Source organism: Umezawaea sp. NPDC059074 (assembly GCF_042738955.1).
In the GTDB taxonomy this organism is placed as follows: domain Bacteria; phylum Actinomycetota; class Actinomycetes; order Mycobacteriales; family Pseudonocardiaceae; genus Umezawaea.
The window spans coordinates 110,109-136,530 of record NZ_JBHYHC010000007.1 but is presented as its reverse complement, the minus strand read 5'-3'; the positions used below and the strand labels follow the sequence as shown (position 1 = coordinate 136,530).

Here is a 26,422-nt window from a genome sequence, read left to right as displayed (position 1 = left end):
TTTAAGGGGCAAATCCCCCAAATAAAATCGGCCACGTTCCGTGGCCGTCGCCGCCGGTTCACTGGTCAATCGGCTCCAAAGCCTCAAACCACCCAACAAGCCTGCTACGTCTGGGCTGCCCACTTCCAGGCTGTTCATCTCCAGGCCCTGCCCTCCCTCCTCGTTCTCTGCCTTCTCCTCTTCTCCTCTGGATCCGGTTCTCTGCGTGCTCGGGTCGTGGGAGCGTTTGTGCACGGAGCGCAACCGTAGTAGTACGGAGAGCGTGAACTCTGGGGAGATGAGTCGTCGTGCTGTGCTGTCCGCTGCCGGGGCCGCTGCGTTGGCGGGGTTTCTTGCTGCCTGTGGGTCCAACACCGGGCGTGGGGGTGGGGGTGGGCAGGCTCTTGAGCAGTGGTATCACGCTTATGGGGAGCCGGGGGTGCAGCAGGCTGTTGAGCGGTATGCCGCTGCGTATGACAAGGCCTCGGTGAAGGTGCAGTGGAATCCTGGGGACTACGACTCGAAGTTGGCTGCCGGGCTGCTGGCTGGTGGGGTGCCTGATGTGTTCGAGTCGACGTTGGAGATCAGTGCTGTTCGGTCCGGGCAGATCGTGCCTCTGGACGACGTGATTGGTGCTGCCAAGGACGACTTCACGGCCACGATTCTGGCCGGGCACACGATCGATGGGCAGGTCTACGGGATTCCGCAGGCCGTTGACATGCAGATGTTGTTCTACCGGAAGAGCATGTTCGCCGAGGCCGGGGTTTCTCCTCCGTCCACTGTGGACGAGTTGATCGATGTCGCGAAGAAGCTCACCAAGGGTGATGTGAAGGGGATCTTCGCGGGCAACGATGGTGGTGTCGCCGTGTTGGGCGGGCCCGCGTTGTGGTCTGTCGGGTTGGACTACGTGACCACCGAGCACGAGGTGGGGTTCGACGAGCCCTCCGCCGCTGTGGCGATCGGGAAGTTGCGGGAGTTGTACACCAGCGGGGCGATGTTGCAGGGCGCGGTGAAGGACTGGGCCGAGCCGGACGCGTTCACGCAGGGGCTCGTGGCCATGCAGTGGACCGGGTTGTGGACCGTGCCCGCCGTGCAGAAGGCGTTGGGCGACGACTTCGGGGTGTTGCCGTGGCCGAAGCTCGACGGGAACGGGCGGGATTCCGTGCCTGTCGGGGCTTTTGGGGCGATGGTGAACGCGAAGAGCAAGGACGTGGACGCCGCCAAGGCGTTCGTGAAGTGGCTGTGGATCGACCGGACGGACTACCAGGAGGACTTCAACCTCTCGTACGGGTTCCACATCCCGCCGAGGCAGAGCCTGGCCGCGAAGGCCGACAAGTTGACCAAGGGTGCGGCCGCCGACGCGGTGAAGTACGTGCGGGACCTGGCGAAGTCGTCGAACCCGCCGGACTGGATCCCGTCGATGGGCACCGCGTTCAACGACGCCGTGTCACGCGCGGTGCGCGAGGGAGCCGACGCCGGGACCGAGCTGAAGGCCGCCGCGCAGAAGGCACGGGACGAGCTCAAGCGCCTGTACGGATGAGGCGCGCGAACACGCGCGCGTTCTGGCTGTTCGTCGGGCCGTTCGCGCTCGGGTTGCTGGCGTTCGTCTACGTGCCGATCGGCTGGAGCGTGGTGCTGTCGTTCTTCGACGCGCGCAACACGGTCACGCCGACGGACTTCGTCGGGCTGGGCAACTACGTCGACATGCTCACCGACGGGCCGTTCCTGCGCAGCCTCGGCACGTTCAGCCTGTTCGCGCTGTTCATCGTCCCGCTGACGTTCGTGCTGTCGCTCGCGTTGGCCCTGCTGGTCAACGGGATCACCTTCATGCAGGCGTTCTTCCGGTCGGTGTTCTTCCTGCCCGCCGCGTGCTCGTACGTCGTCGCGTCGCTGGTGTGGAAGCTGTCGATCTTCAACGGCGTCCGCTACGGCCTGGCGAACACCGTGCTGGGCTGGTTCGGCGCGGAGCCGGTCGCGTGGATCGGGTCTACCGACCCGCCGTGGTACTGGCTGGTGCTGGTGACGCTGCGGCTGTGGCTGCAACTGGGCTTCTACCTGATCCTGTTCCTCGCCGGCCTCCAGCGGATCCCGAAGCACCTGTACGAGGCCGCGTGGATCGACGGGGCGAAGCCGGGGTGGCAGACGTTGCGGCACATCACGCTGCCGCAGCTGCGGACGACGTCGGTCGCGGTGCTGCTGCTCAACCTGATCGCGGCGTACCAGGCGTTCGACGAGTTCTACAACGTGCTGGGCAGCTCGCAGGGGTACCCGCCGTTCGCGCGGCCACCGCTGGTGTACCTGTACTACACGTCGCTCGGCAGCGGCGGCCAGGACTTCGGGCACGGCGGCGCGGGCGCGGTGCTGCTGGCACTGCTGATCGCGGCCGTGACCCTCTTGCAGGGCAAGGTGATCCTCAAGTGAAGGCGCTGCGCTACCTGGCGCTGGTGGTCGTGGCGGCGGTGTTCCTGCTGCCGTTCTACCTCGTCGTCCGCAATGGACTCGCGACCGAGGCGGAGATCACCGCGCGCGACTGGCGGCTGTTCCCGGACCGGCCGCACTGGGAGAACTTCGGCGAGCTGTTCACCGACCCGGCGGTGCCGATCCTGCGCAGCATGGTGAACTCGACCGTCGTCGCGGTCCTGCAGACGGTCGGGCAGCTGCTGTTCTGCTCGCTCGCGGGCTACGGGCTCGCGCGCATCCCCTACCGGCACGCGAACAAGGTGTTCGCCGCTGTGCTGGCGACGCTGATGATCCCGGCGGCGGTGACGTTCGTGCCGACGTTCGTGGTGGTGTCGACGCTGGGCTGGGTCAGCGACCTGCGCGGGCTGGTGATCCCCGGCCTGTTCAGCGGGTTCACCGCGTTCCTGTTCCGGCAGTACTTCCGGAACTTCCCGCCGGACCTGGAGGAGGCGGCCCGCATCGACGGCCTCGGCCACTGGGGCACGTACTGGCGGATCGTCGTGCCGAACTCGCGGGGCTTCTTCTCCGCGCTGGGCGTGATCGCGTTCATGACGAGCTGGAACCAGTTCCTCTGGCCGCTGGTGATCGCGCAGGACCAGGACTCGTGGACCGTGCAGGTCGCGCTGTCGGTGTTCCTCACCGCGCAGAGCCTCAACGTCCACGAGCTGTTCCTCGCGGCGGCCGTGTCGATCCTGCCGCTGGTCGTCGTCTTCCTGGCGCTGCAACGGTTCCTGGTCCGAGGGGTGGTGGAGAGCGGCATCAAGGAGTGACTCAACCTGGCGACGGCGTGACTCGTACTGACCGGTGGAAGGTCCCCCACCGCTCGAGGAGAACACGTGCGCGTCACCCGTGCCCTGTCCACGCTCACCCTCGCCCTGGCCGCGCTGGTGCTCGGCGCCACCGCCGCCCAGGCCGAGGCCGCGCCCGTGAAGCTGACCCACGCCGACGCCGTGGCCAGGCTGGCGACGGCGGGCGTGACGTGGTGGTCCAGCGGCGGCTGCACCGACCGCGCCAACCCGTCGTGCACGTCGTTCGAGCAGGTCAACCTGGCGTCGATCCAGGGCGTCATCACCCTCAAGCAGGCCACCGGCTGCGCCATCAACGTCACCGGCGGCACCGAGGTCGGCCACGCCGAGAGCGAGTTCAGCCATTGGAACGGCTACAAGCTCGACTTCTCGCTGTCCACGTGCCTGAACAACCACATCACCACCGCGTTCACGCCCATCGGCGGCGACAAGTGGCAGGCCGCGTCCGGCAACGTCTACTTCCGCGAGGGCGACCACTGGGACGTCGTCTACTACTCCTGCGGCTGCTAGCCCGGTTCCCACCGCCTGGACCGGCTTCCGCTCCGCGGCCGGATGGGTGAGGATCGGCAGGATGAGCCGAGAAGACCGCGCCTGGGGCTTCCGCACCAGGGCGCTGCACGCGGGTGGCGCGCCGGATCCGACGACCGGCGCCCGCGCCGTCCCGATCTACCAGACGACCAGCTTCGTCTTCCAGGACACAGCGGACGCCGCGAACCTGTTCGCGTTGCAGAAGTACGGCAACGTCTACAGCCGCATCGGCAACCCCACCGTGGCCGCGTTCGAGGAGCGGATCGCCAGCCTGGAGGGCGGTATCGGCGCGGTCGCCACGTCCAGCGGCCAGGCGGCGGAGTTCCTCACCTTCGCCGCCCTGACCGAGGCGGGCGACCACGTCGTCTCGGCGGCGGGCCTCTACGGCGGCACCGTCACCCAGTTGACCGGCACCCTCGCCCGCTTCGGCGTCACGACCACGTTCGTGACCGGTGATGACGCCTCGGACTACGCGGCGGCCGTCACCGACCGCACCAAGCTGATCTTCACCGAGGTCATCGGCAACCCGTCCGGCGTCATCGCCGACCTGGAGGGCCTGTCGGCGCTGGCCCACGAGCACGGCATCCCGCTGGTCGTCGACGCAACGCTCGCCACCCCGTACCTGATCAGGCCGTTGGAGCACGGCGCGGACATCGTCCTGCACTCCGCCACCAAGTTCCTCGGCGGCCACGGCACGACCCTGGGCGGCGTGGTCGTCGACTCCGGCAGGTTCGACTGGGGCAACGGCAACTTCCCCCGCATGACCGAGGAGGTGCCCAGCTACGGCGGCCTGCGCTACTGGGAGAACTTCGGCGAGTACGCGTTCTGCACCAGGCTGCGCGCGGAACAGCTCCGCGACATCGGCGCGACCCTGTCCCCGCAGTCGGCGTTCCTGCTGCTCCAGGGCGTGGAAACGCTGCCGCAGCGGATGGACGAGCACGTCCGCAACGCCCAGGCGGTGGCCGAGTGGCTGGAGGCGGACACCCGCGTCTCGTGGGTGTCCTACGCGGGTCTGCCGTCCCACCGCCACCACGCCCGCGCCACCCGCTACCTGCCCGCGGGCCCCGGCGCGGTGTTCTCGTTCGGCGTGGAGGGCGGCCGTGAGGCGGGCCAGCGCATCGTCGAGGCGGTGGAGCTGTGCAGCCACCTGGCCAACGTCGGCGACGTCCGCACGCTGGTCATCCACCCCGGCTCGACGACCCACCAGCAGCTCACGGACGAGCAGCTGGTCGGCGCGGGCGTCACCCCGGACCTCATCCGCATCTCGGTGGGGCTTGAGGACGTGGACGACATCCTGTGGGACTTGGACCAGGCCTTGACCAGGGCGGTGAAATGATCGAGTCGGCGATCGGCAGGCAACAACTCCTGCGGGACACGAAGTCCGTCGCACTGGTGGGCGCTTCGGCGAACACGGCCCGCCCCAGCTTCTTCGTGGCGACCTACCTGCTCTCCTCCACGGACTACCGCGTGTACTTCGTCAACCCCAGGCTGGACACCCTGCTGGGCCACGAGGTGTACCCGTCGCTGAAGGCGCTGCCGGAGGTGCCGGACCTGGTGTCGGTGTTCCGCAAGCACGACGACCTGCCGGGAGTGGCGGAGGAGGTCGTGGCGGCGGGCGCGCGGACGCTGTGGCTGCAACTGGGCCTGGAACACCCCGAAGCGGCGGCCATCGCGGAGGCGGCGGGCCTGGACGTGGTGATGAACCGCTGCGTGAAGATCGAGCACGCGAGGTTCCACGGCGGCCTGCACCTGGCGGGCTTCAACACCGGCGTGATCACCTCCCGCCGAGCCCGCTGAGGGGTACGGCAAAGCGAAAGGGCCCGAACCAGGAGGTTCGGGCCCTTTCGTCACAACGTCAGTTCTCGAAGATCTTCCGCCAGGACTCCACCGAGGTCAGCTCGGGCAGCGCGTCGCGGTACACCTTCTTCAACCGCGGCCACTCCTGCGCCAGCCGCCGGTAGTTCCGCGCCGACCGCGCGGCCAGCTGCCGGAACTCCTTCGGGTCGCGCTTGCGGAACGCCACGCCGGACCCGTCGGCGTTCGACACCGTCGCGCTGTCCAGGTTGCCCAGCAGGAACCACCGGGCGTTCGTGGCGGGCACGTTGATCTGCGGCCGGTCGACGGTCGAGCTCTCCGGGTCGCGCAGGTTGTGCAGCAGGGCCTTCGACGCCTTGGCGGCGATCACCGCGGGATTCACCGGCGGCTTCAGCATCTGCTCGGCGCGCACCATGTCGTACGTCGGCGGCGGGAACTCGCGGGCCGACGTCAGGATCTGCGCGTCCGTGTACTGCTTGCGCAGCTTCTGGATGTCCGGCAGCGCCGTCCGCAGCGAGTCGAACAGCTTGCTCGGCCCGGCCAGGAAGTCCTCGATCGCCTTCTGCTGGACGGCGACCGTCGAGTACTCCATCGACAGCAGGTGCCGCAGGGTCAGCTTCAAGCCCTGCTTCAGCAGCGTCGACCGGATGTCGTACGGGCTGTGCAGCGCGGCCATGACCAGCCGGTTGCGGGTGTGGAAGTACGCCTGCCAGTCGGTGGCGTCGTTCTTGTCCGTCCACGGCATGTGCCACACCGCGGAACCGGGCAGCGACACCGTCGGGAAGCCGCGCTCCAGCGCGCGCAGCGAGTACTCCGCGTCGTCCCACTTGATGAACAGCGGCAGCGGGTACCCGGTGCGCTGGACGACCTCACGCGGGAACAGGCACATCCACCACCCGTTGTACGTGGAGTCGATGCGGGCGTGCAGCTCCTCGGTCTCCCGCAGCGTCTCGGTGCCGAAGTCGTGGTCCGTGACCGCGCCGGGCGCCGCGCGCCAGTTGCAGGTCGCCAGGTCCACGACCTCGCCGAAGCTGTGCAGCCGCGCACGGGCCTGGAGGTTCAGCATGTGGCTGCCGACGATGACCGGCTGCGCGCACGCACGCGCGAACGCGTTGGAGCGGAGCACGGCGTCCGGCTCGAGCCGGATGTCGTCGTCCATGAGCATGATCTGGGCGACGTCGGTGTGCTCGATCGCCTCGTACAGGCCGCGGGTGAACCCACCGGAGCCGCCGAGGTTCTCCTGCTCGATGATCTCCAGCTTGTCACCGAGGAGCTTGCGCGCCTCGGCGTAGCCCTGGGTGTCCTTGACCTTGATCGCGCCCTGGTCGGCGACGAAGACCTTCTGCACGACGTCGAGGACCGCGGGGTCCTCGCCGAGCGCCCGCAGCGCGATGACCGCGTCGATCGGGCGCATGGTCGTCATGCCGATGGCGACCTTCTGCTCCGGCAGCGGCGTGTCGGTGGTCCACGCGGCTTCCTTGATCTCCAGCGGCGTGTCGTCGGTGAACACGTCGAACCAGATCCAGCCGCCGTCCTCGAACGGCTTGAGGCTGACCCGCAGTTCGAGGTTCGTCCACGCCTTCGGGCTGCGCACGGCGTGGCCCTCGAGGTGGATGGGGTCGCCGCTGGGCTTGGAGCGGTAGACGTCGACGCGGCCGGCGCCGCGCACGGACAGGCGCAGGACGACCTCCTCGACGGTCGTCCAGCGCTTCCAGTAGCTGGCGGGGAACGCGTTGAAGTACGACGCGAACGACACCTTCGCGGACGCGGGCACGGTCACCGACCGGCGCGACACGACGTGGCTGTGGACGTTCGCGGGCTCGTCCAGGTACAGGGGACGCACGTCGAGCGGGTCCTCGTCGCGGGGGAGGATCACCCGCTGCAGCACCTGGTTCGGGTTGAGACCCGCGCCCTTGGCCGCGACGCGGACCGAGGCCGTGTCGCTCACCTTGCTGTCCGGGGCGGTCGTCTCGATCTTCGGGGCGGCGGCGCTAGGGGCCTTGGCCTGCTCGGTCACGTGCTTCCTCCGGCGAACCGCCATCAACGCGGATTCGGGTTCAGATTCGAACGTTCGACGTGTGGTCATGGCGTGCTTCGCCGCACCCGCGAACGCCACGAAGTCGTGGATCAGGTGCGGCGGCGTTAAGCGACATAGTACCCACGGGCCCGACCACCGCCCGTTCGGGCGCTTGGCGTTCCACCGTGTTCACAAAAGGTGATCGCCCGGTAGGAATCGAACGTCCCACCGGGCGACCACGACCAGGCCTCGCTCAGATGCTGCCGTCGATCGGCGCGCCCTCGGTGAGGTGCGGCGCGATCTTGTTGTCGAACACGCTCAGCGCCGCGCCGATGGCCATGTGCATGTCCAGGTACTGGTAGGTGCCCAGACGGCCGCCGAACAGCACGTTGCGCTCCGCCGCCTCGACCTTCGCCAGCTCGCGGTACCGCTCCAGCATGGTGCGGTCCTCGGCGGTGTTGATCGGGTAGTACGGCTCGTCGTCCTCCTTGGCGAAGCGGGAGTACTCCCGGACGATGACCGTCTTGTCCTTCGGGTAGTCCCGCTCCGGGTGGAAGTGCCGGAACTCGTGGATGCGGGTGTAGGGGACCTCTTCGTCGTTGTAGTTCATGACGGAGGTGCCCTGGAAGTCGCCGGTCTCGACGACCTCGCGCTCGAAGTCCAGCGTGCGCCAGCCCAGGCGGCCTTCGGAGTAGTCGAAGTAGTGGTCCAGCGGGCCGGTGTAGACGACCGGCGTGCCCGCCGGGATCTCGTCCTTGACGTCGAAGTAGTCCGTGTTCAGCCGGACCTCGATGTTCTCGTGCGCCGCCATCTTCTCCAGCCACGCGGTGTAGCCGTCGACGGGCAGGCCCTCGAAGTCGTCGTTGAAGTAGCGGTTCTCGAAGTTGTAGCGCACCGGCAGCCGGGTGATGTTGGCCGCGGGCAGGTTCTTCGGGTCGGTCTGCCACTGCTTGGCGGTGTAGCCGCGGATGAACGCCTCGTAGAGCGGGCGGCCGATCAGCGAGATCGCCTTCTCCTCGAGGTTCTGCGCGTCGGCGGTCTTGATCTCGCTCGACAGCGTCGCGATCAGCTCGCGGGCCTCGTCGGGGGTGTGGGACTTGCCGAAGAACTGGTTGATCAGCGCCAGGTTCATCGGGAACGAGTAGACCTGGTCCTGGTACTTGGCGAACACGCGGTGCTGGTAGCCGGTGAACTCGGTGAACTGGTTGACGTACTCCCACACCCGCTTGTTGGAGGTGTGGAACAGGTGCGCGCCGTAGCGGTGCACCTCGATGCCCGTCTCCGGCTCCGCCTCCGAGTAGGCGTTGCCACCAATGTGCTCACGGCGCTCGAGCACCAGGACCCGCTTGTTCAGCTGGGTAGCGGTGCGCTCGGCCACCGTGAGGCCGAAGAATCCGGAACCGACAACGACAAGGTCATAACCAGCGAAGCTCACGGCAGCCGAGGATAGCGGTGCACCCGTCATGATCCCCAATCACCCCCGTTTAGCGGACAAGTACCTTGATCAGCCAAAACGTCGACGGCGGACGAGCACGGCCACGCTCAGCGCGACGGCTCCCAGTAGACCGAGCAGTGCCGCCACGAGCCCCGGGACGAGCCCCGGCGGGCTCCACGTCACCGTCAGCTGCCCCGCCTTCGGCGCGTCGACCACGACCAGTCCGGCGGGGCCTTCCCGCACGTCCACGGGTTGCCCGTCGAGTTCGGCGCGGTAGCCGGGCCAGTTCAGCCTGGCGAAGACGACCTTGCCCGCGCGGTCGATCCGCAGCGTTTCACGGGTGTCCGTCGAGGTGTCGGAGGAAATCCCTGCATCGGTCCAGGAAACCCGTCCGGACGCCCACGCGATCCCGCCGTCCCTCTTCAACACCGTGACGAGATCGTTGCGGTCGGCGACCCGCCAGCCGGGCGGGGTGACGGGGTTCGGGTTGGCCGAGTTCTGCACGACGACGGTCTCCACGCGCAGCAGGTCCAGCAGCGGCGGGCCGACCTCGGTGGGCTCCAGCAGCTTGTCCAGCGCCTGCGCGCAGGTCGTGCCGAGGTAGTTCATGCAGGTGGCCTGCTTGAACTTCCGGTAGCCCATGCCGGTGTAGGAGGCGACCGTGGCGGCCTTGAGCAGCAGGCCGTTGTTGCCGACGACGACCGAGCCGACCTGGAACGTGGTCCCGTCGTAGTCGGACTTCTGCAACTCCGACACCGTGCGCGGGAAGGCGTAATCGGCCACGTCGGCGTTCTTCGGGAACCACAGGGTTTGCAGCAGCAGCGCCAGCGCGACCCCGGCCACCAGCACCACGGGCAGCGCGCGGGTCCTCGCCAGCCGCACGGCCAGCGCGGTGCCGACCACCAGCAGCGCCACCGACACCAGGTGCCTGCGGAACTCCCACGGGCCCGCGGCGAACGTCAGGTAGGACGTGAACAGCAACAGGCCGACCGTGACCAGCACGCGCGCGCGGGTCCGGTCCGTGCGCAGCCCGGCGCTGAGCAGCACCGCGAACACCACGCCGAACGCCACGTAGACCACCTCGACGTGGCGCAGCGGGAACCGGAACATCCACATGTTCGACGGGCCGATCGCGAACAGCAGGTAACCCGCGAAGACCACGAACACGGCGACGAGTTCCCGCCACCGGTCCCGCACGATCCCCCAGTCCAGCCACGGCAGCAACGGGACGATGAACCACGCGAAGTACATGCCGGGCACGCTCAACCGGGTCGGGTTGGCGAACGTGGTGATCATCGGCAGGTGGCTGGGCATGGACGGGTTCAGGAAGTCCGACAGCCGCGGCATCAGCATGCCCGTGCTGGCGAAGCCCTGGCCCGCGCGGTCGGTGACGGCGGAGTTCCCCAGCAGCGGCAGGTAGACCAGCGGCACGACGAGCGCGATCAGCACGCCCACGAGGAGCAGCCGCAGCAGCGCCGCGCGGTCGCGGGTCACCCAGTTCTCCACCAGCAGCGCGAACAGCACCGCGCACACGCCGAGCAGCCCGTACGGGTTCCCCGTCGTCACGGCGAGCGCGCCGAACAGGAACGGCCACAGTGGACTGCCGACGCCGCGGGCGACCCGGCGCGCGGACCACCACGTGTACGGGATCCAGGTGAACGCCATCAGGCCCGCGACCCACGACGCCGTGTCGTAGTAGAGCGTGAAACCGCCGAACGGCAAGGCGATCGCGAGCACCGCGGCCGCGGCGGGCTTGGCGCCGTACTCGCGGCACAGCAGGTACACGCCGAGCGCCAGCAGCGCCAGGAACTCCGTCTTCACCACCAGCGCGGCGAGCGACAGGTCGTCGAACCGGGACACCAGCAGGTAGTTCGCCAGGTTCACCGGGTTCCACAGGCCGAACAGGGCCTCGGCGGAGAAGTTGCCGCCCATCCAGTTGTCGACCGACAGGAAGACCGGCCACTCCCCCGCCGCGAGCCGCTCGCCGAGGAAGTGCCACGACGGCAGGAACTGCGCCGCGCTGTCGTCCCACACGTAGAAGAACCGGTTGCGCAGGAACGGGAGTTGCGCGAGCAGCGCGACGAGCAGGACGACCGCCCCGGCGGGCAGCGCTCTGCGGGCGAGCGACGTCAAGGCTGGAGCTCACTTTCGGCCGTGCGGTTCACCAGCACGAACTGGGCGATGACGAACGTGAACGGGATGGCCGCCGCGGCCGCGATGAGCGGCGCGATCCGGCTGTCCACGTCGAGCCAGTGCACGAGCAGGTAGAGGCCAGCGGTGCTGACCACGAAGTTGGTCGCGTTGGAGAGCGGGAAGAGCAGGAACTTCCGCCACGTCGGCTTGGTGCGGAAGGTGAAGTAGCAGCTGAGGAAGTACGAGCCGACCATCGCCACGAGAAACGCGAGCACGTGGGCCGCCATGATCGGCACGACGAGGCAGAACAGCAGGTAGCAGCCGTAGTAGACGCCGGTGTTGACCACGCCGACCAGGCCGAACCGGACGATCCTGGCGAACTGCTGGTTCACGACGGGCTGTGCTCCGCGAAGGGCATGGCGACCGGCTGGCCGCCGTGGTCGGCGACCTCCGGCCCGAGCGGGACGGTGACCGGGATCGGCCGCCCGCTGGACTCCTTGACCAGGAAGTGCGGCCTGCGCTTGGTCTCGTAGTAGATGCGGCCGAGGTACTCGCCGATCACGCCGAGGAACAGCAGCTGCAACCCGCCGAGCCCGAGTACGCCGCACATGATCGTCACGTAGCCGGGCACGAAGATCCCGTCGCGGACGGCGTGCACGACGATGAAGACCGAGTAGCAGAACGCCAGCGCGGTGACGAGCCCGCCGAGGTAGATCGCCAGCCGCAGCGGCCGGTTGTTGAACGACACCACGCCGTCGATGCCGTAGTTCAGCAGCTTGCGCAGCGTCCACGTGCTGCTGCCCGCGTGCCGCTGGACGTTCTCGTAGTCGACGACGGCCGTGTCGAAGCCGATCCAGGCGAACAGGCCCTTGGAGAACCGGTTGTACTCGCCGAGCGACAGCAGCGCCTGCACGGAGCGGCGGGTCAGCACGCGGAAGTCGCCGACGCCGTCCTCCAGCTCGACGTCCACGACCTTGTTGATCAGCCGGTAGTACAGCTGGGAGAGCACCTTGCGGGTCGGCTTCTCGCCGGTCCGGCTGCGCCGCGCCACGACCTGGTCGTAGCCGCCCGCCAGCAGTTCGACCATGCGGCCGAGCAGCTCCGGCGGGTGCTGGAGGTCGGCGTCCATGATCGCGACGAGTTCGCCGTTGGCCTGGCTGAGGCCCGCGAGCATCGCCGCCTCCTTGCCGAAGTTGCGGCTGAGCGCGAGGTAGCGGAACCGGGGGTCGCGGTCGGCCAGCAGGCGGAGTTCGCCGAGCGTGCCGTCCTTGCTGCCGTCGTCGACGAGGATGACCTCGAAGTCCTCCGCGACACCGGGGAGCACGCGGCAGAGCACCTCGTGCAGCTCGGCCAGCCCGCGCTCCTCGTTGAAGCACGGGATGACCACTGACAGGCGCATGCGATTCCTCCCCGGTACGCACAACTCCACACAGCACAAGACGCTTCAGGCGGTCTTCAGGTTGCACCGCTAGCCTGTCGCGTGTTTTGCCCTGGTCACTGTACGCAGCAATTCGGGGGGCCGATAACCTACCGGCCTCCGCTGCGGGGCAGGCCTCGCACCAAACTCCCAGGTGGCCGGGTGCCGAACCACGCAAGCCTGTTGCTGACCGTGACGACGATCGTGCTGTACGCCGCGGTCGTCTGGGTGCCGGGTGGTCTGGTGGCCGCAGCGACCGGCTTGCGCGGGTGGACCCTCCTGGCGGTCTCTCCACTGCTCACGTACTTCGTCGCGGGCGTCGCGGGGCCGTGGCTGTGGAAGATCGGCATTCCGTTCACCCCGATGACGTTCGGCGTTTACGCACTCGCTGTAGCCGCCGTCTTCCTCTGGTTGCGGAGGTTCTCCCGCGGCGCGGAACCCGTCGCGCCGTGGACGCGCCGAGGGCACGTCGCGGTTGCCCTCTGCGTGTCGGCGGCGTTCGCGTTCGGGTTCGCCGTCCTCTTCGGAGCGATGGGCGGCGACCTGAACGCCATCCCGCAGGACTGGGACGCGGGCTACCACGCCAACGGGATCCGCTACATCGCCGACACCGGGGACGGCAGCCTCTACGGCACGAGCCGGGTCAACTGGTACGAGCTGCCGAACGGCCTGTTCTACCCGAACGGCTACCACCTCGTCGCCAGCCTGGTCTTCAAGCTCGGCGGGGCCTCGATCCCGGCCGTGCTCAACGCGGGCACGGTGCTGATGCCGGGGCTGCTGGCGCTGTCGCTGGCCGCGCTGGTCCGGCACTTCGGCGGCCGCGCGGTCGTCGCGGGCTACACGGCGGTCATCGCCGCGGCGGCCACCAGCGCGACCTACGACAACCTGTGGCGCGGCCCGCTGCTGCCGTTCACCGTCGGCCTCGCCGTCACGCCGGTGCTGGCGATCGTGCTCGACCGCTACCTGCGCAGGCCCGGCCTGGACACCGGGGCGGTGTTCGCCGCGTGCGCCGTCGGCCTGCTCGCGGTGCACTCCAGCACCCTGTTCGGCGGGATCCTGTTCGTCCTCCCGCTGCTGGTCCAGCGCTGGTGGGGCGCGTGGGCGACGGCCCGCCGCGACCTGGTCCTGCTGCTGCCGCCGATGGCCGCGGGCGGACTGGTCGCCGTGCCGCACCTGTTCGGCGCGCTCAGCGTCTCGGGGAACATCGCGCTGGTGGACTGGCCGTCCACGTTCCCGGTCAGCCAGGCCGTGGGCAGCCTGCTGACGTTCCAGCACGTGACCGCGCACCCGCAGATCTGGCTGGCCGCGGCGCTGTGGATCGGCCTGGCCCGCTTCGGCCGGTTGGGGCCGCTGCGCTGGCTCGCCGGGCCCGCGGTGCTCTTCGGCGCGATCTTCGTGCTCACGGCGTCGTTCTCCCAGCCGTGGGTCGCGAAGGCGACCAGCCCGTGGTGGAACGACCAGTTCCGGCTCATCGCCCTGGCCACGGTCCCGCTGTGCGTGATCGCGGGCCACGGCCTGGCCCAGGTGCACGACCTGCTCGGCAGCCGGATCCGCGTGCCGCTCGTCACGTCCGTCGCGGCCCTGGCGGCGCTCGTCCTGCTCAGCGGCGGCCTGTACTACCGCGTCAACGAGACGCAGGCGCACCGGGCGTACGGCTACACCGCCCGCGAGGACCAGTCGTACGTGGTGACGAAGAACGAGGTCCTGGCCATGCAGCGGCTCGGCGACCTCGTAAAACCCGATGAACGCGTGCTCAACGACCGCAACGACGGCTCGCTGTGGATGTACGCCGTCGCGGGCGTCCACCCGGTCGCGGGCCACTACGACGGCACCCTCGAACCGCCGGACGTGTTCACCCTCCAGGCCCACTTCCGCGAGTACGACACCGACGAACGGGTCCGCGAGGCGGTGCGCCGGCTGAACGTGTCGTACGTCCTTATCGGACGCGGATACGTCCGCGAGTACAACCGGAGGGCTACCGGGCTGCGTGATCTCGGTGGAGCGGATTTCCTGACCAAGGTCTACGAGAACGAGGACGCCGTGGTGTACCGACTCGTCGTGCCGAAGAGCGCGGTGTCGTGAGGAACGCGCGCGTGCTGGCCGCGCTCGTGCTGGCCGGGCTGGTCGTCGCGTGCTCGGCGCGCGTGCCGTCCGGCAGCGTGTCGACCGGCCCGCTGTCGTTGCAGGTCGTGGCGCACGAGGACGACGACCTGCTGTTCATGAACCCGGAACTCGGGGACGACGTCCGGTCCGGTCGCCCGGTCGTGACGGTGTACCTGACCAGCGGCGAGTCCAACGCGCAGGACGTGCCCGCCTACATCGCCCAGCGGCAGGCCGGGGTGCGGGCGGCGTACTCGGCGATGGCGGGCGTGGCCGACGACTGGCGCGGGTCGGCGCTGACCGTGGACGCGGACCACTCGGTGGAGCAGTACGAGCTGAAGGCCCGGCCCGAGGTGAAGCTGCTCTTCGTGAACCTGCCGGAGGACCACGGCGGCTCGCACGCGCTGCGGCGGCTGTGGGCGGACCGGACGGAGTCCGTGCGGGCCACGACGCTGCTGCCCGCGAACGCCCAGGTGCCGCGCCGGTACCGGTACACCCGGTACGCGCTGCTGGACCTGCTCCAGACGGTGATGACCCGGTTCCAGCCGACCGTGATCCGCACCCAGGACAGCAACCCGGAGACGTCCTACCCGCACTGGCAGCCGTTCTACGACCACCCCGACCACCTGATGACGGCGAAGTTCACCGACGAGGCCGCCCGGCTGTACCGGAAGTCGGCCCACCAGCCGGTGTTCGTGCAGGTCAACTACCGCGACTACAACGTCGAGCAGGTGCCGGTCAACCTCGACGCCGCCCAGCAGCGGGACAAGCTGGACGACTTCGCGAAGTACCGGGCCCACGACCCGATGGTCGGCAACCAGCAGAGCTACGAGGACTGGCCGCGGCGGATGTACCACCGCTGGCCGCGCGGGGTGTCGTGGGTCGGGAAGGACGAGCACGGCGTGCTGCGGGCCTTCGCCGTGCGCGGCGGCGAGGTCACGGCGTGGTCGAGGCGGGGACCGGCGTGGGACAGCACCGACCTCGCGTCCGCGGGCGGGCCGTTGGCGCCCGCGTTGAGCGTGGCGACGGGACGGGACGGGCTGCACGTGTGCGGGCGGCGGACCGACGACAACACCATCGCGTGCTGGCGGGGCGGCGAGTGGACGTCGCTGGGCAGCCCGTCGCCGTCGATCGACGTGGGCGTGCCGTTCGCCGTCGCCGCGGCGGACGGCCCGGTGAGCGTCTTCGTCCGCACCACCGCGGGCGGGCTGAGCCGGATCTCGCAGGACGCGAACGGCAAGTGGGGCGACTGGGTCGACCTGGGCGGCACGGGGCTGCTCGACGGCCTGGCGGCCGTCGACGGCCCGGACGGCGTCGAGGTGTTCGCCTCGACCACGGGCGGGGTCCGGCGGTGGCACGGCGGGTGGGACGACGGGTTCCCGTCGGCGGTCCCGGCGGCTCCCCCGGTCGCGCTGCGGGACGCCCTCCTCTACCGGGTGGCGAACACCGGCGAGGTGGCCGTGAGCAAGCGCGGGCCGTCCGGGTGGCTCCCGCCGGTCCTGGTGCCCGGTCCCGGCGGTCCGGGGCAGGTGGCGGCCGTCGACCGCGGCGGCCTGCGGCTCGTCGGGCGGGATGCCGAGGGCCGGATCACCACCACCCGTGAACTGCCCGGCGGCGGGTTCGGGCCGTGGACGGCCCGCAAGGCGGGCACGGTCGACTACCCGACCGTCGTCACCGACGGGACCGAGGACCTCGCGCTGGCCATCGGACCCGACGGGCAGCTCACGACGGACTCCCTGGGCTAGCCCCGGTCGGACTGGTCCTGGCGCTGGGGCGCGGGCCACGGCATCGGCACGGCCGTCAGCTCCGGCAGGACCTCGGCGGCGACCCGCTCCAGCACGGACTCGTGGCCCGCGTACACGCCGTCCGCCCGCGGCCAGTGCGCGATCACGTCGGTGAAGCCGAGGTCCTGCGCGCGGCCGACCATGTCCCGGAACACCGAGACGCCCGCCAGCGAGTACTGCGGCGAGGCGTCCAGCAGCAGGTAGCGGTCGATCGTCTCGCTGGCCCGCTCGATGCCCGCGAGCTTCTCGTCGAACTGCTCGGCCATCGTGCCGACGCCGCGCCACCACGCCTCGATGTCGTCACCGCCGGGACCGGTGGTGACCCAGCCGGTGCCGTAGCGGACGGCCACGTCCATCGCCTTCGGGCCGTTGGCCGCGACCAGGAACGGGATGCGGGGGCGCTGGACGCAGCCGGGAGCGCTGCGGGCCTCCTCCGCGGTGTAGAACTTCCCGCTCCACGTCGTCCGCTCGCGGGTCAGCAGCAGGTCCAGCAGCTCCACGAACTCGCCGAAGCGGGCGGCGCGGCCGGGCTGGTCGCCCGTGCCGGTGACCTGGAGGTCGTAGCCGCCCTGCGCCCCCGCGCCGACGCCGAGCGTGAGCCTGCCGTCGGAGATGTCGTCCAGCGTCATCAGCTCGCGGGCGAACGGGACCGGGTGGCGGAAGTTCGGCGTGGCCACGAGCGTGCCGAGCCTGATGTTCGCGGTGACCGTGGCGGCGGCCGTCAGGGTCGGCACCGCGCCGAACCACGGGCCGTCCACGAGGGTGCGCCAGCCGAGGTGGTCGTAGGTCCACGCGTGGTGGAAACCGAGCTCCTCCGCTGCTCGCCACTTCGGTTCCGCTACCCACCAGCGGTGTTCGGGGAGGATCACGATGCCGGTACGCACAGTCGAACAGTAACGATGCCGCGCCCCGACCACGAACGGGCAAGGCAGTATGGGGGTCGTGGAGAAGCCCCGCTTGGTCGCCTCGGACATCGACGGAACACTGCTCGCCCTGGAGTACCGGGTGACCGAGCGGACGGCGGCAGTGGTGCGTCGGGTGATCGAGTCCGACACCCCGTTCGTGCTGGTCAGCGGCCGTCCGCCCCGCTGGATCCCGAGCATCGCGGAACAGGTCGGAGCGACCGGTTTCGCGGTCTGCGCGAACGGCGCGGCGCTCTACGACATCGGGGCCGACCGGATCGTGTGGCAGCGCGGACTCGGACCCGTTCAGCTGAACGACCTGGCGTCGGTGCTGCACGAGGTGATCCCCGGCTGCTCGCTCGCGGCGGAGCGCGTGGGGACGTCCGCGTTCGACGACACCGTGCGGGCGTTCGTGGCCGAGCCGACCTACGACCACCCGTGGGCGGCCAGCGACGAGTTCGAGGTGCCGCTGGCCGAGGTGCTCGGCCACCACGCGGTGAAGCTGCTGGCGCGGCACTCGTCCATGACCAGCGAGGAGATGGCGCTGGCCGCCGAGGCCGTGCTGGGCGACGAGATCATGGTGACGTTCTCCACCAACGACGGGCTGCTGGAGCTGTCCGCCGCCGGGGTCACGAAGGCGACCGGGCTGGCGGACGTGGCCGAGCGCCTGGGCGTGGAGCGGGCCGACGTGGTGGCGTTCGGGGACATGCCGAACGACGTGCCGATGCTGCGCTGGGCGGGCCACGGCGTGGCGATGGGCAACGCGCACGCCGACGCGCTGGCGGTGGCCGACGAGGTCACCGGGCTGCACACCGACGACGGTGTGGCGCTGGTCCTGGAGCGCTGGTTCTAACGGGTGATGCGGACGGAACCGGTCTGGTCCGCGGGGTTCGCCGAGGCAGGCGCGACGCTGAGGATCCCGAGCGCGACCAGGCCCAGGGCCACTACCGCCAACCGGGCTGACTTCACGAACCGCATCCCCGAACTCCTGTCACCCAAAGAAGCACCGTTACTCCGTTAGAGTGACATACAAGACGCGTTCTTGGGAACCGCCTGACCCCTAGTAACGACTGATCGTCCCTTGCCGAATCTTGAAGGCAACCGACCTACCACATCGGACGTCATCAAGCTCGTCCACACGGGACAAGTTCAGTCTTTGGGGGGAACAAGCGAATGGCACACGTCAGTCGTAGAACAGTGCTGGTGGCGGGCGTCACCGTCGCCACGACGGCCGCCATCGGCGTCGGCATCGGCTCGGAAGCGCTTGCGGCGGGGGCACGCAGCGTTCCGACCGGGGGGAGCTACCTGCAGATCGTCGCCCACACGGATGACGACCTGCTCTTCCTCAACCCGGACATCCAGCCGTCCATCCAGTCCGGGCGGCCGGTCCGGACCATCGTCCTCGGCGCCGACGAGTACAACGGCGTCGAAGGCGAGATGACCCGCGAGCAGCTCGCCGCGAGCGTCCAGGAGGGGTCGCGCAGCGCGTGGGCCGTGCTCGCGGGCAAGCCGAACAACTGGACCCGCGCCACGATGGTCGTCGCGGGCAAGACCGTCGAGATCGACACCCTCACCGGCGCGCCGCAGATCCAGATGATCTACCTGAGCCTGCCGGACGCGGGCGACACGCTGCACACCGACGCGCTCACCGAGTTGTGGAACAGCACGAGCTACTCCACCACCACGATCCGCCCGACCGGCAGCGCGGTCCCCGTCCAGACCTACAACCAGGCCGCGCTGAACGCCGTGCTGCTGGCGCTGCTCCAGCAGTTCCAGCCGACGACGATCCGCGTCCAGGACCCGTACCCGGACGACGCCCGCAACCCGGACCAGCAGGACCACTGGGACCACATCGCCGCCGCGAAGTTCGCGCAGAAGGCCGTCAAGGCCTACGAGGGCCCGGCGGGCAGGCCGTACGCGCTCCTCACGCGCTACCGCTGCTACAACACCCAGAACGCCCCGGCCAACGTGCCGACCGCGCTGCTCAACCCGAAGACGGCGGGCTACCAGGCCTACGCGGCCCACGACCCGCTCACCGGCGGCGCGTTCGACACCAACCTCGCCCGCAACTACCACCGCTGGCCGGTCGTGTCCCCGTGGGCCGCGATCGACAGCACCGGAACCCTGCACGCCTTCGTGGTGGCGGGCGACTCGCTCATGCTGTGGAAGCAGCAGAACGGCGGCGCCTGGACCGGCCCCACCAGCCTCAAGACGGGCTCGTTCGCCCCCGGCGTGGCGGTGGCCCTCCGAGGCGACGGCAAGCTCCAGATCGCCGTGCTGGACCTCGACACCGGCTCGATCCTCACCACCAAGCAGACGGCGGCGGGCGCGGGCTTCGCCACCACGTGGACGAACGTCGGCAACCCCAACGGCAACACCCCCGCCTACGGCACCCCGGCTCTGGGCGTGAACTCCGATGGCGGCATCGAGATGTACGCCGTTAACAAGGCAGGCCTGCTCTGCAACGCGTTCGAGCAGGGCAGCGGCTTCAGCTCGTGGTTCACCGTCACGGGCGGCGGCAACAAGGCCATGACCCCGCCGGTCGCGATCACGGCCCCGAGCGGCAAGCTCCACGTCTTCGCGGACGGCAACGGCAAGACCCTCCACTGGTACCAGAACCCCGGTGCGGGAACCGTCTTCCAGGCCCTCACGGGCACCGCGGAATCCACCTTCGCCCCCGGCGCGGCCATCGAGGCGTCGAACAAGGTCCGCATCGTCAGCCGCGAGCAGAACGACGGCGCGGTCGGCACCCTCGCGGAGAAGACGGCGAACGGCGCCTGGGCGACGGCCCTGACGCACATCGGCGGCCAGGGCGGCGTGGGCCCGGTGGCGGCGGTCACCTCGGGCGGCGCCACCCCGCGCATCCTCGCGTTCAGCCGCAACGACGGCTACGGCATCAGCGTCTCCAGGCAGTCCTCGACGGGCAACTTCGGCGCGTGGACGGACCTGGGCGGCTACTGCGAGGTCGGCCCGGCGGCCGTCCGCGACGCCATGGGCCTGGTCCGGGTCCTGGTCGTCGGCGGCGACGCCAAGCTGTACGAGCTGGTCCAGACGGCGGCGGGCCCTGACGGCGCTTTCGGCGCGTGGCAGCAGGCGGGTAGCTAACCCGCTCACGACGAAGGCCCCCACCGGATTCCGGTGGGGGCCTTCGCCTTGGTCGTGAGAAGACCGGTCAGTCGACGGCGGGAGCCGTGGGCGCGACGCCGCGCTTGCCCTGGATCCAGACGAACCCGGCCGCGATGCCCGCGGAGCTGAGGTCGGCGATGGTGAACATCAGCCGCGACACCACGGCCAGCGCCAGCGCCTGCCCGGACGGCATCACCGTGACGAGCGCGGCGACGATGACCGCCTCGCGAGCGCCCAGGCCGGAGGGCAGGAAGAACGCCATCAGCCCGGCGGTCATGGACACGCCCATGGCACCGGCGCACAGGATCAGCGTGTTGAACCCCGGAGCGCCCACCGAGGTGGACAGCAGCCACAGGTGCACGCCGAACATCACGTAGATCGCGACGGCCAGCACGACGCCCTTGAAGATCGCCACGCCGTTCAACCGGTGCGGCAGCGGAGCCTTGCGCAGCAGCTTCAGCACCGTGGACACGAGCCACGTCAACGGCACCGGGTGCAGGAACACCAGGCCGACGACCAGGAGCGCGAACAGCCACAGCAGCTCGGGGTGGTCCCCGCCCAGGATGATCGGCAGCGCCAGCAACCCGGTGATCATCGAGGCGACGACCCCGAGCCCGGTCGCGATGAGCCCGGCCGTGAAGCTCCGCGCCCGGCTGACGCCCGCTTCCTTCGCCAGCTCCATCGACAGCAGCACGGCCCACACCGCGCCGGGGATGTACTTGCCGAGCTGCCCGACGAGGTAGAACTTGGACGCCTCGGACACCCGCACCGGCGCTCCGAGGTCCGACAGCACGACCTTCCACACCACCGGTCCGAGCCACACGCCCACGTAGACCGCCGCGAGCGACAGGACCACGGAGTACCAGGGCAGGGACAGCAGCGTCGCGGAGACGTCGTTCCACTGCTTCACCACCTGGTACACGGCTCCCGCCAGCACCAGCAGGACGAGTAGCCGCTTCGCCCAGGCGATGATCGTCGCCTTCCGGCTGGGCGGTGCGGCGACGTCGGCGGCCACGGGCTCCGTGGTGGCGAGGTCGTCCTGGACCTTCATCGGGTCTCCGGTGATGTCGGTGGGCGAAGTGGAGTCGGCCATGGGTCAGCCGGTCACCGTGGTGAGGCGGCTGAACTCGGACAGCAGGTCGTACCCGTCCCAGACCGCAGCGAAGCTGAGAGCAGATCCGAACGGGACGATCCTGTCAATACCCCGCCCGGCGAGGGCGTGGGCGAACTCGACCAGTTCGTCGCGCTGGAAGCCGAAGTGGCTGAACGTCTGGTCCTTGCGCTCGGCGATGCGCACGAACTCGTCCAACCCGGACAGCGTCGCCTGCGGGAAGGTGCCGACGCCGAGCCACTCCCGCGGCACGTCGGCCGCGTGGGTCAGCTCCAGCGTGGCGACCGCGTTGCTGGCGAAGCTGATCGAGGTGGCGTGCCCCTCGGCGGCCACGCCGTACGCCGACACGCGCTTCTGCACGGCCATCGCGGGTTCGACCACGAAGTGCTTGCTCGCCACGACGTCCGCCAGCAGGGCCAGGAACTCCGGCCGGGCGGCCTGCGCGCCTGCCTCGTCGCCGACCCAGAACAACGTCCGCGGCGACGAGCAGGCGGCCTGGTCGAACCAGTACGAGTCGTTGTAGAAGCCGATGGCCGCGTCCCGGCGCTGCTCCGGCGTGGCCCGCTGCCACCCGTCGACCGAGATCGCCGCGAACGACGCCCGGTCCGGGAAGGTGAGGTCACGCGCGTGCGGCGCGATCGGGCTCTTGCGGATCTCGGCGACCGACCGGTCCCCGCCCCAGATGACCCGCAGGTCGCACGCGGCGGACAGCGCCGACGTCACGACCTCGTCGCGCCCGTACGTCACCATCCGCTGGGTCTGCGCGACGATCGGGTCCGCTTCCGCCAGCGCCTCGTTGAGGCAGGCGATCACGGTCTCCGCCGCGCCGGCGGACCGCGCCGAGATCCGGACCACGTTGGGGTTGCCCGCCAGGGCGGACAACGCCCACGAGTACACGAAGATCGTGTCCACGTTGGCCGGTGGCACGTGGAACACCAGTCCACGCGGGAAGCGGAGCTCGTCGCCCGAGGTCTCCAGGCCCGCCAACGCTTTGTTGATTTCCCCGCGTCGCAGGAAGAACCCCAGCGACGCCAGTTCCGGGAACCGGCGGGCGGTCGCGGGCGCGAGCAGCTTGCGGGCGAACTTCACGATGAAGTCCACGATCCGCGGGTCGCCGACCTTGAGCCGCCCACCTTCGGGCTCGGCGGTCAACGACGCGAGGAGGTCCTCGACCTCGACGTCCGGCCCCGCCGGGAACCGCTGCTGGATGGGGCTCACGCCGCCGTACCTCCGCTGAAAGTGTCCGAGCACCCACGGGCTTCCGCACGGGGCAGACGACCCAGGACCGAGAAGCGCTTACCGGGCCAGTCGCCGTCGTCGATGCCGTGCACGACGCCGAGGTCCTCGGTGAGCAGCACGTGGCCGGGGTAGGACCGCGGCACGGTGCTGACCACTTCAATGACGCCCGGCACGCCGACAGGTTGCTCGGCCCACGTCTCGGGATCGCGGATCACGATGTCCGCGAAGTCCGGGCAGTACAGCGAGTTGCCCGACGGGCCCTCGACGAACACGGTGCCGAGCTGCTCCACCATGCCGTAGTAGTTGTGGATCCGGGTCAGCCCGGTGTCCGCGGCGAACGCGCGCCGGAACTCCGCGTTGTCCACGGCCTTGTCGATCAGCTTCTTCCAGCCACCGGAGTGGATGAGGATGCCGTTCGACAGGTCGAGCTTGTGCTCGCGGGCGACCTCGTAGAGGTACTGCCACACCATGAACGTGAAGCCGAAGATGAGGAACGGCTCGGAGCCGTGCTTCGCCAGGAAGCCCTTGATGGCCTCCACGTCCGGCTGGTCGTTCTCGTCGAGCGCGTACACGTGCTGGCGGCCGAAGTTGGCCATGCCGAGCACGCCGGCGCCGCGCGCCGAGAACGAGCGGCGGTTCTTGATGATGCCGATGGTGTCGACCATCAGCATCGGCAGGCGCTTCTCGCCGAGCACGGCCTGCAACGTCCGGCCCAGGTAGCGCGGCTGGTCACCGGCGGCCTGCTTGTCCAGGTAGATGCGCGACACCTCGGCGCCGGTCGTGCCGGACGACGTGAGGACCTTGAACACCTCGTCGTCCGGAACGGACTTCAGCACGTGGTGCTTGAACATCCGCACCGGCAGCCACGGCACCTCTTCGACCGAGCCGAACGCCGCGCCGCGCGCGAACCCCAGGGACCCCAGGATGCGGTCGTACGGCTCGCAGGTGGCGCGGTGGTGCTCGGTGAGCTCGGTCAGCGCGGGCAGCAGTGCGGCCTCGCGCTCGGCCTGGCTCAGCCCGAAGACGCCTTCAACAGTGGCTGTCATGCCCGTCCCTCCAGGGAGCGGTAGTCGATCTTGCCGCTGGGGAGCAGCGGCAGGGCGTCGACGTCCCGCACGTCGAATCCGGACACGTGCAGGTGCAGCTTCTCCGCGAGGACGCGGGCGGCCGCCTTGCGCGTGTCGGCGGCGCAGTCCTCGACCCAGACGACTACCTTGTCGCCCGCGGGCACCGCGGCCGCCGCTCCCAGGTCCAACCCCGAACCGCGCAGCAGTTGTTCCAGGTCGTCCAGGTTGACGCGGTTGCCGAAGACCTTGCCGATGCGCTTGAGCCTGCCGGTGATGTGCAGGTAGCCGTCCTCGTCGAGCCTGCCGAGGTCGCCGGTCTCCAGCTCGCCGTGCCGCGAATCACCGTCGGCCAGCTCGGCCTCGCTCTCCGCGTAGCCCATCATCACGTTCGGGCCGCGGTAGAGGACCTCGCCGACCACGTCCGGCGACGTGGTCTCGACGCCGTCGTCGCCGCGGATCACGAACGCGCCGCCGGGCAGCGCCGGACCGGCCGAGCCGATCTTGTCCGCGAGCTTCTCGGCGGGCACGGTCGACATCCGCGGACCGGCCTCGGTCTGGCCGTACATCACGAACATCCGGCCGCCGACGGCGAGCATCTTGTCGTTGAACAGCACCACGAGGTCGTCGCGCAGCTTGCCGCCCGCCTGCGTGACGGTGCGCAGGCTCGGGTACTTCGCCGGGTCGAACTTGAGGCGCTTCAACATCTCGTAGTGGTACGGGACGCCCGCCAGCGAGGTGATCTTGTGCTCCTCGACGGCCGTCCAGAACGCCCGGCCCATCACGCCGGTGCCCTCGACGACGACGGTCGCGCCGCGCACGAGGTGGCTGTTGAGGACGGACATGCCGTAGCTGTAGTGCAGCGGGAGGCTGGTCGGCGCGACCTCGTTCGAGTCGATGCCCAGCACGTCCGCGATGGCCTCGGCGTTCGCCAGGACGGCGGCGCGGGAGAGCCGGACGAACTTGGGGTTGCCGGTCGACCCGCTGGTCGGCAGCAGCACGGCCAGGTCCGGGTGCGGGGCCACGCCCTCGACCTCGGAGCGCACCCACGCGGGGCCGCCGATGTCGCCGTCGCGGTAACCGGCAGGGGCGTCGCCGTCCGCGCCGAGCACCGCGGCGGGCCGGAACCGGCCCACCAGCTCCAGCAGCACCTCGCGGTCCTGACCGGCGTCGAGCAGCGCCACGGCCCGGCGCGCCTCGAACGCGGCCAGGTAGCGCAGCACGCTCGCCAGGTCCACGTCCGTGCGCGCGAACAGCACGCCCGCGGGCACGTCGGCCAACTCAGCGGCCACAGCCTCGACGCGGACGCGCAGGTCAGCCGGTTCGAGCACCTCGCCGCTGGCCGCGTCGACCAGGCGGCCACCACCGTCGAGCAGACCGCGCGCCGTCACAGGACGAGGCCTCCGTCGACCCCGAGCACCTGGCCCGTGACGAACGCGGCCTCGTCGCCCGCCAGGAAGCGGATGGCCTTGGCCACGTCCTCCGGGGCGCCGAGCCTGCCGAGCGGGGTCGCCTTGACGTTCGCGGCGATGGCCTCCTCGCCCATCGCGGCGGTCATGGCGGTGTCGATCACGCCGGGGGCGACCGCGTTGACGCGGATGCCGTACCGGCCGAGTTCCTTGGCGGTGGACCTCGCGATGGCGGTCACGCCCGCCTTGGACGCCGCGTACGCGCTCTGACCGGCGCTGCCCTGCTCGCCCGCGATGGACGCGAGGAGCACGATCGAGCCGGACTTCTTGCGCATCATCGCGCGGGCCGCGGCCTGCACCGTGTACAGCGAGCCCGCCACGTTCGTCGACAGCATCCGGTCGATGAGGTCGTCCTTCATCATCCCGACCAGCGCGCCTTCGAGCACGCCCGCGTTGGCGACGACGACGTCCAGCCTGCCGTGCTCCTTGGCGACCGCGCGGATCGTCGCGCTCACGGCGGCGGAGTCGGTGACGTCCAGCGCCACCCCCGTCACCCGGCCGCCGGGGACGCCCGCGGCGGCCTCCTTGGCGACGGCCTCGTCGCGACCGGTCAGCACCACGGTCGCACCCGCCTCGGCCAGCGCGGTGACGGTGGCCAGGCCGATTCCCCTGGTGCCGCCGGTGACGATGGCTACCTTGTCGGTGAGGTCAGTCACTGTTCAACCAGTCCTGTAGGCACGTCTTGGATCCCCGTCGAGGGTACTTGCCTGCCGAGACGGGTCGTTACCGGCATGAAGCAGGCCCGAAACGCTGGTTTTACGCGTTCCGGGCCTGCTCCGAACGGTCGAACTCAAGCCTTGACGCCGAAGCCCTCGAGCATGTCGACGGCGACCTTGAAGCTGCTCATGTCGATGACCTGGTCGGTGGCGAACTCGACGTCGAACTCGTCCTCGATGGCCGCGACCAGCGCCATGTGGCCGACGGAGTCCCACTCCTCGATCTCGCGGTACTTGAGGTTCTCGACGTCGACGGAGGCGTCGAGGCCGAGTGCCTCGACGAAGACGTCGCGGAGCTTGTCGTTCAGCGCCATGGTGTTC

At 69.8% G+C, this 26,422-nt stretch carries 23 protein-coding genes; 10 read left to right on the top strand and 13 right to left on the bottom strand.

Annotated elements, in window-relative coordinates; genetic code table 11:
• Positions 1-277 precede the first annotated feature (277 nt).
• The 6 genes from ACFWW9_RS05855 (at position 278) to ACFWW9_RS05830 (ending at position 5,570) form a co-directional block, all read left to right on the top strand.
• Entirely contained in the window at positions 278-1,519 is a 1,242-nt protein-coding gene (locus ACFWW9_RS05855; protein ID WP_390371974.1) for an ABC transporter substrate-binding protein, read from the top strand.
• Positions 1,516-2,400 (top strand): carbohydrate ABC transporter permease, encoded by an 885-nt coding sequence (locus tag ACFWW9_RS05850; protein WP_390371971.1) that lies wholly within the window; start codon positions 1,516-1,518, stop codon positions 2,398-2,400. Before ACFWW9_RS05855 ends, ACFWW9_RS05850 begins: the two co-directional genes overlap by 4 nt.
• The gene (locus ACFWW9_RS05845) at positions 2,397-3,209 is read left to right on the top strand and encodes a carbohydrate ABC transporter permease (RefSeq protein ID WP_390371968.1); all 813 of its coding nucleotides are present in this window, start codon (positions 2,397-2,399) and stop codon (positions 3,207-3,209) included. Before ACFWW9_RS05850 ends, ACFWW9_RS05845 begins: the two co-directional genes overlap by 4 nt.
• 66 nt (positions 3,210-3,275) lie before the next feature.
• Positions 3,276-3,755: a hypothetical protein gene (locus ACFWW9_RS05840; protein ID WP_390371966.1), complete on the top strand. Its 480-nt coding sequence runs from the start codon at positions 3,276-3,278 to the stop codon at positions 3,753-3,755.
• 61 nt (positions 3,756-3,816) lie between these two features.
• The gene (locus ACFWW9_RS05835) at positions 3,817-5,109 is read left to right on the top strand and encodes an O-acetylhomoserine aminocarboxypropyltransferase/cysteine synthase family protein (protein WP_390371964.1); all 1,293 of its coding nucleotides are present in this window, start codon (positions 3,817-3,819) and stop codon (positions 5,107-5,109) included.
• Complete coding sequence (locus ACFWW9_RS05830; protein WP_390371961.1) at positions 5,106-5,570, top strand: CoA-binding protein; 465 nt, start codon at positions 5,106-5,108, stop codon at positions 5,568-5,570. Before ACFWW9_RS05835 ends, ACFWW9_RS05830 begins: the two co-directional genes overlap by 4 nt.
• A gap of 58 nt (positions 5,571-5,628) precedes the next feature.
• Here ACFWW9_RS05830 and ACFWW9_RS05825 read toward each other — a convergent pair whose 3' ends face one another.
• From ACFWW9_RS05825 to ACFWW9_RS05805, 5 genes are all read right to left on the bottom strand, one after another.
• Entirely contained in the window at positions 5,629-7,605 is a 1,977-nt protein-coding gene (locus tag ACFWW9_RS05825) for a glycosyltransferase (protein ID WP_390371959.1), read from the bottom strand.
• Between the two features lie 253 nt (positions 7,606-7,858).
• Positions 7,859-9,070: a UDP-galactopyranose mutase gene (gene glf / locus ACFWW9_RS05820; protein ID WP_390371956.1), complete on the bottom strand. Its 1,212-nt coding sequence runs from the start codon at positions 9,068-9,070 to the stop codon at positions 7,859-7,861.
• Between the two features lie 39 nt (positions 9,071-9,109).
• A complete protein-coding gene (locus tag ACFWW9_RS05815) occupies positions 9,110-11,173 on the bottom strand; it encodes a hypothetical protein (protein WP_390371954.1) in 2,064 nt (687 codons plus the stop codon).
• Positions 11,170-11,565, bottom strand: coding sequence for a GtrA family protein (locus ACFWW9_RS05810; RefSeq protein WP_390371952.1), 396 nt, complete (start codon positions 11,563-11,565; stop codon positions 11,170-11,172). Before ACFWW9_RS05810 ends, ACFWW9_RS05815 begins: the two co-directional genes overlap by 4 nt.
• Complete coding sequence (locus ACFWW9_RS05805) at positions 11,562-12,572, bottom strand: glycosyltransferase family 2 protein (RefSeq protein ID WP_390371950.1); 1,011 nt, start codon at positions 12,570-12,572, stop codon at positions 11,562-11,564. Before ACFWW9_RS05805 ends, ACFWW9_RS05810 begins: the two co-directional genes overlap by 4 nt.
• A 180-nt stretch (positions 12,573-12,752) precedes the next feature.
• Here ACFWW9_RS05805 and ACFWW9_RS05800 point away from each other — a divergent pair, with 180 nt between their 5' ends.
• Both ACFWW9_RS05800 and ACFWW9_RS05795 read left to right on the top strand, forming a co-directional pair.
• Complete coding sequence (locus ACFWW9_RS05800; protein ID WP_390371948.1) at positions 12,753-14,672, top strand: DUF6541 family protein; 1,920 nt, start codon at positions 12,753-12,755, stop codon at positions 14,670-14,672.
• Positions 14,669-16,435, top strand: a complete 1,767-nt coding sequence (locus ACFWW9_RS05795; protein ID WP_390371945.1) for a PIG-L family deacetylase — start codon at positions 14,669-14,671, stop codon at positions 16,433-16,435. The genes ACFWW9_RS05800 and ACFWW9_RS05795 overlap by 4 nt, the downstream gene beginning before the upstream one ends.
• On the opposite strand, the gene ACFWW9_RS05790 is transcribed toward ACFWW9_RS05795, so the two are convergent.
• Complete coding sequence (locus ACFWW9_RS05790; protein ID WP_390371942.1) at positions 16,432-17,358, bottom strand: LLM class flavin-dependent oxidoreductase; 927 nt, start codon at positions 17,356-17,358, stop codon at positions 16,432-16,434. The genes ACFWW9_RS05795 and ACFWW9_RS05790 overlap by 4 nt on opposite strands.
• Positions 17,359-17,416: 58 nt before the next feature.
• On the opposite strand from ACFWW9_RS05790, the gene ACFWW9_RS05785 reads away from it, so the two are divergent.
• Positions 17,417-18,229, top strand: a complete 813-nt coding sequence (locus ACFWW9_RS05785; protein ID WP_390371939.1) for an HAD family hydrolase — start codon at positions 17,417-17,419, stop codon at positions 18,227-18,229.
• Here the strand turns inward: ACFWW9_RS05785 and ACFWW9_RS05780 are convergent.
• Positions 18,226-18,354: a hypothetical protein gene (locus ACFWW9_RS05780; RefSeq protein WP_390371937.1), complete on the bottom strand. Its 129-nt coding sequence runs from the start codon at positions 18,352-18,354 to the stop codon at positions 18,226-18,228. The genes ACFWW9_RS05785 and ACFWW9_RS05780 overlap by 4 nt on opposite strands.
• Positions 18,355-18,549: 195 nt before the next feature.
• Between ACFWW9_RS05780 and ACFWW9_RS05775 the strand changes: the two genes are divergently transcribed.
• On the top strand, positions 18,550-20,481 hold the full coding sequence (locus ACFWW9_RS05775) for a hypothetical protein (RefSeq protein WP_390371934.1): 1,932 nt from the start codon (positions 18,550-18,552) through the stop codon (positions 20,479-20,481).
• Between the two features lie 67 nt (positions 20,482-20,548).
• Here the strand turns inward: ACFWW9_RS05775 and ACFWW9_RS05770 are convergent, their stop codons facing one another.
• From ACFWW9_RS05770 to ACFWW9_RS05745, 6 genes are all read right to left on the bottom strand, one after another.
• Positions 20,549-21,595, bottom strand: a complete 1,047-nt coding sequence (locus ACFWW9_RS05770; RefSeq protein WP_390371932.1) for a lysylphosphatidylglycerol synthase transmembrane domain-containing protein — start codon at positions 21,593-21,595, stop codon at positions 20,549-20,551.
• A gap of 3 nt (positions 21,596-21,598) precedes the next feature.
• Positions 21,599-22,831, bottom strand: coding sequence for an acyl-CoA reductase (locus ACFWW9_RS05765; RefSeq protein ID WP_390371930.1), 1,233 nt, complete (start codon positions 22,829-22,831; stop codon positions 21,599-21,601).
• Positions 22,828-23,898, bottom strand: coding sequence for an acyl-protein synthetase (locus ACFWW9_RS05760; RefSeq protein WP_390371927.1), 1,071 nt, complete (start codon positions 23,896-23,898; stop codon positions 22,828-22,830). The genes ACFWW9_RS05765 and ACFWW9_RS05760 overlap by 4 nt, the downstream gene beginning before the upstream one ends.
• Positions 23,895-25,307 carry an AMP-binding protein gene (locus tag ACFWW9_RS05755; RefSeq protein WP_390371924.1) on the bottom strand — a complete coding sequence of 471 codons (1,413 nt, stop codon included), beginning with the start codon at positions 25,305-25,307 and terminating at the stop codon, positions 23,895-23,897. Before ACFWW9_RS05755 ends, ACFWW9_RS05760 begins: the two co-directional genes overlap by 4 nt.
• Positions 25,304-26,041 carry an SDR family NAD(P)-dependent oxidoreductase gene (locus ACFWW9_RS05750; RefSeq protein ID WP_390371921.1) on the bottom strand — a complete coding sequence of 246 codons (738 nt, stop codon included), beginning with the start codon at positions 26,039-26,041 and terminating at the stop codon, positions 25,304-25,306. The genes ACFWW9_RS05755 and ACFWW9_RS05750 overlap by 4 nt, the downstream gene beginning before the upstream one ends.
• Positions 26,042-26,175: 134 nt before the next feature.
• Positions 26,176-26,415, bottom strand: coding sequence for an acyl carrier protein (locus tag ACFWW9_RS05745; RefSeq protein WP_390371918.1), 240 nt, complete (start codon positions 26,413-26,415; stop codon positions 26,176-26,178).
• Positions 26,416-26,422: the final 7 nt, after the last annotated feature.

Coding starts and splice junctions, on each gene's coding strand:
- ACFWW9_RS05855 (WP_390371974.1), top strand. CDS start 278: ATGAGTCGTCGTGCTGTGCTGTCCGCTGCCGGGGCCGCTGCGTTGGCG.
- ACFWW9_RS05850 (WP_390371971.1), top strand. CDS start 1,516: ATGAGGCGCGCGAACACGCGCGCGTTCTGGCTGTTCGTCGGGCCGTTC.
- ACFWW9_RS05835 (WP_390371964.1), top strand. CDS start 3,817: ATGAGCCGAGAAGACCGCGCCTGGGGCTTCCGCACCAGGGCGCTGCAC.
- ACFWW9_RS05830 (WP_390371961.1), top strand. CDS start 5,106: ATGATCGAGTCGGCGATCGGCAGGCAACAACTCCTGCGGGACACGAAG.
- glf (WP_390371956.1), bottom strand. CDS start 9,070: ATGACGGGTGCACCGCTATCCTCGGCTGCCGTGAGCTTCGCTGGTTAT.
- ACFWW9_RS05805 (WP_390371950.1), bottom strand. CDS start 12,572: ATGCGCCTGTCAGTGGTCATCCCGTGCTTCAACGAGGAGCGCGGGCTG.
- ACFWW9_RS05780 (WP_390371937.1), bottom strand. CDS start 18,354: ATGCGGTTCGTGAAGTCAGCCCGGTTGGCGGTAGTGGCCCTGGGCCTG.
- ACFWW9_RS05775 (WP_390371934.1), top strand. CDS start 18,550: ATGGCACACGTCAGTCGTAGAACAGTGCTGGTGGCGGGCGTCACCGTC.
- ACFWW9_RS05770 (WP_390371932.1), bottom strand. CDS start 21,595: ATGGCCGACTCCACTTCGCCCACCGACATCACCGGAGACCCGATGAAG.
- ACFWW9_RS05760 (WP_390371927.1), bottom strand. CDS start 23,898: ATGACAGCCACTGTTGAAGGCGTCTTCGGGCTGAGCCAGGCCGAGCGC.
- ACFWW9_RS05745 (WP_390371918.1), bottom strand. CDS start 26,415: ATGGCGCTGAACGACAAGCTCCGCGACGTCTTCGTCGAGGCACTCGGC.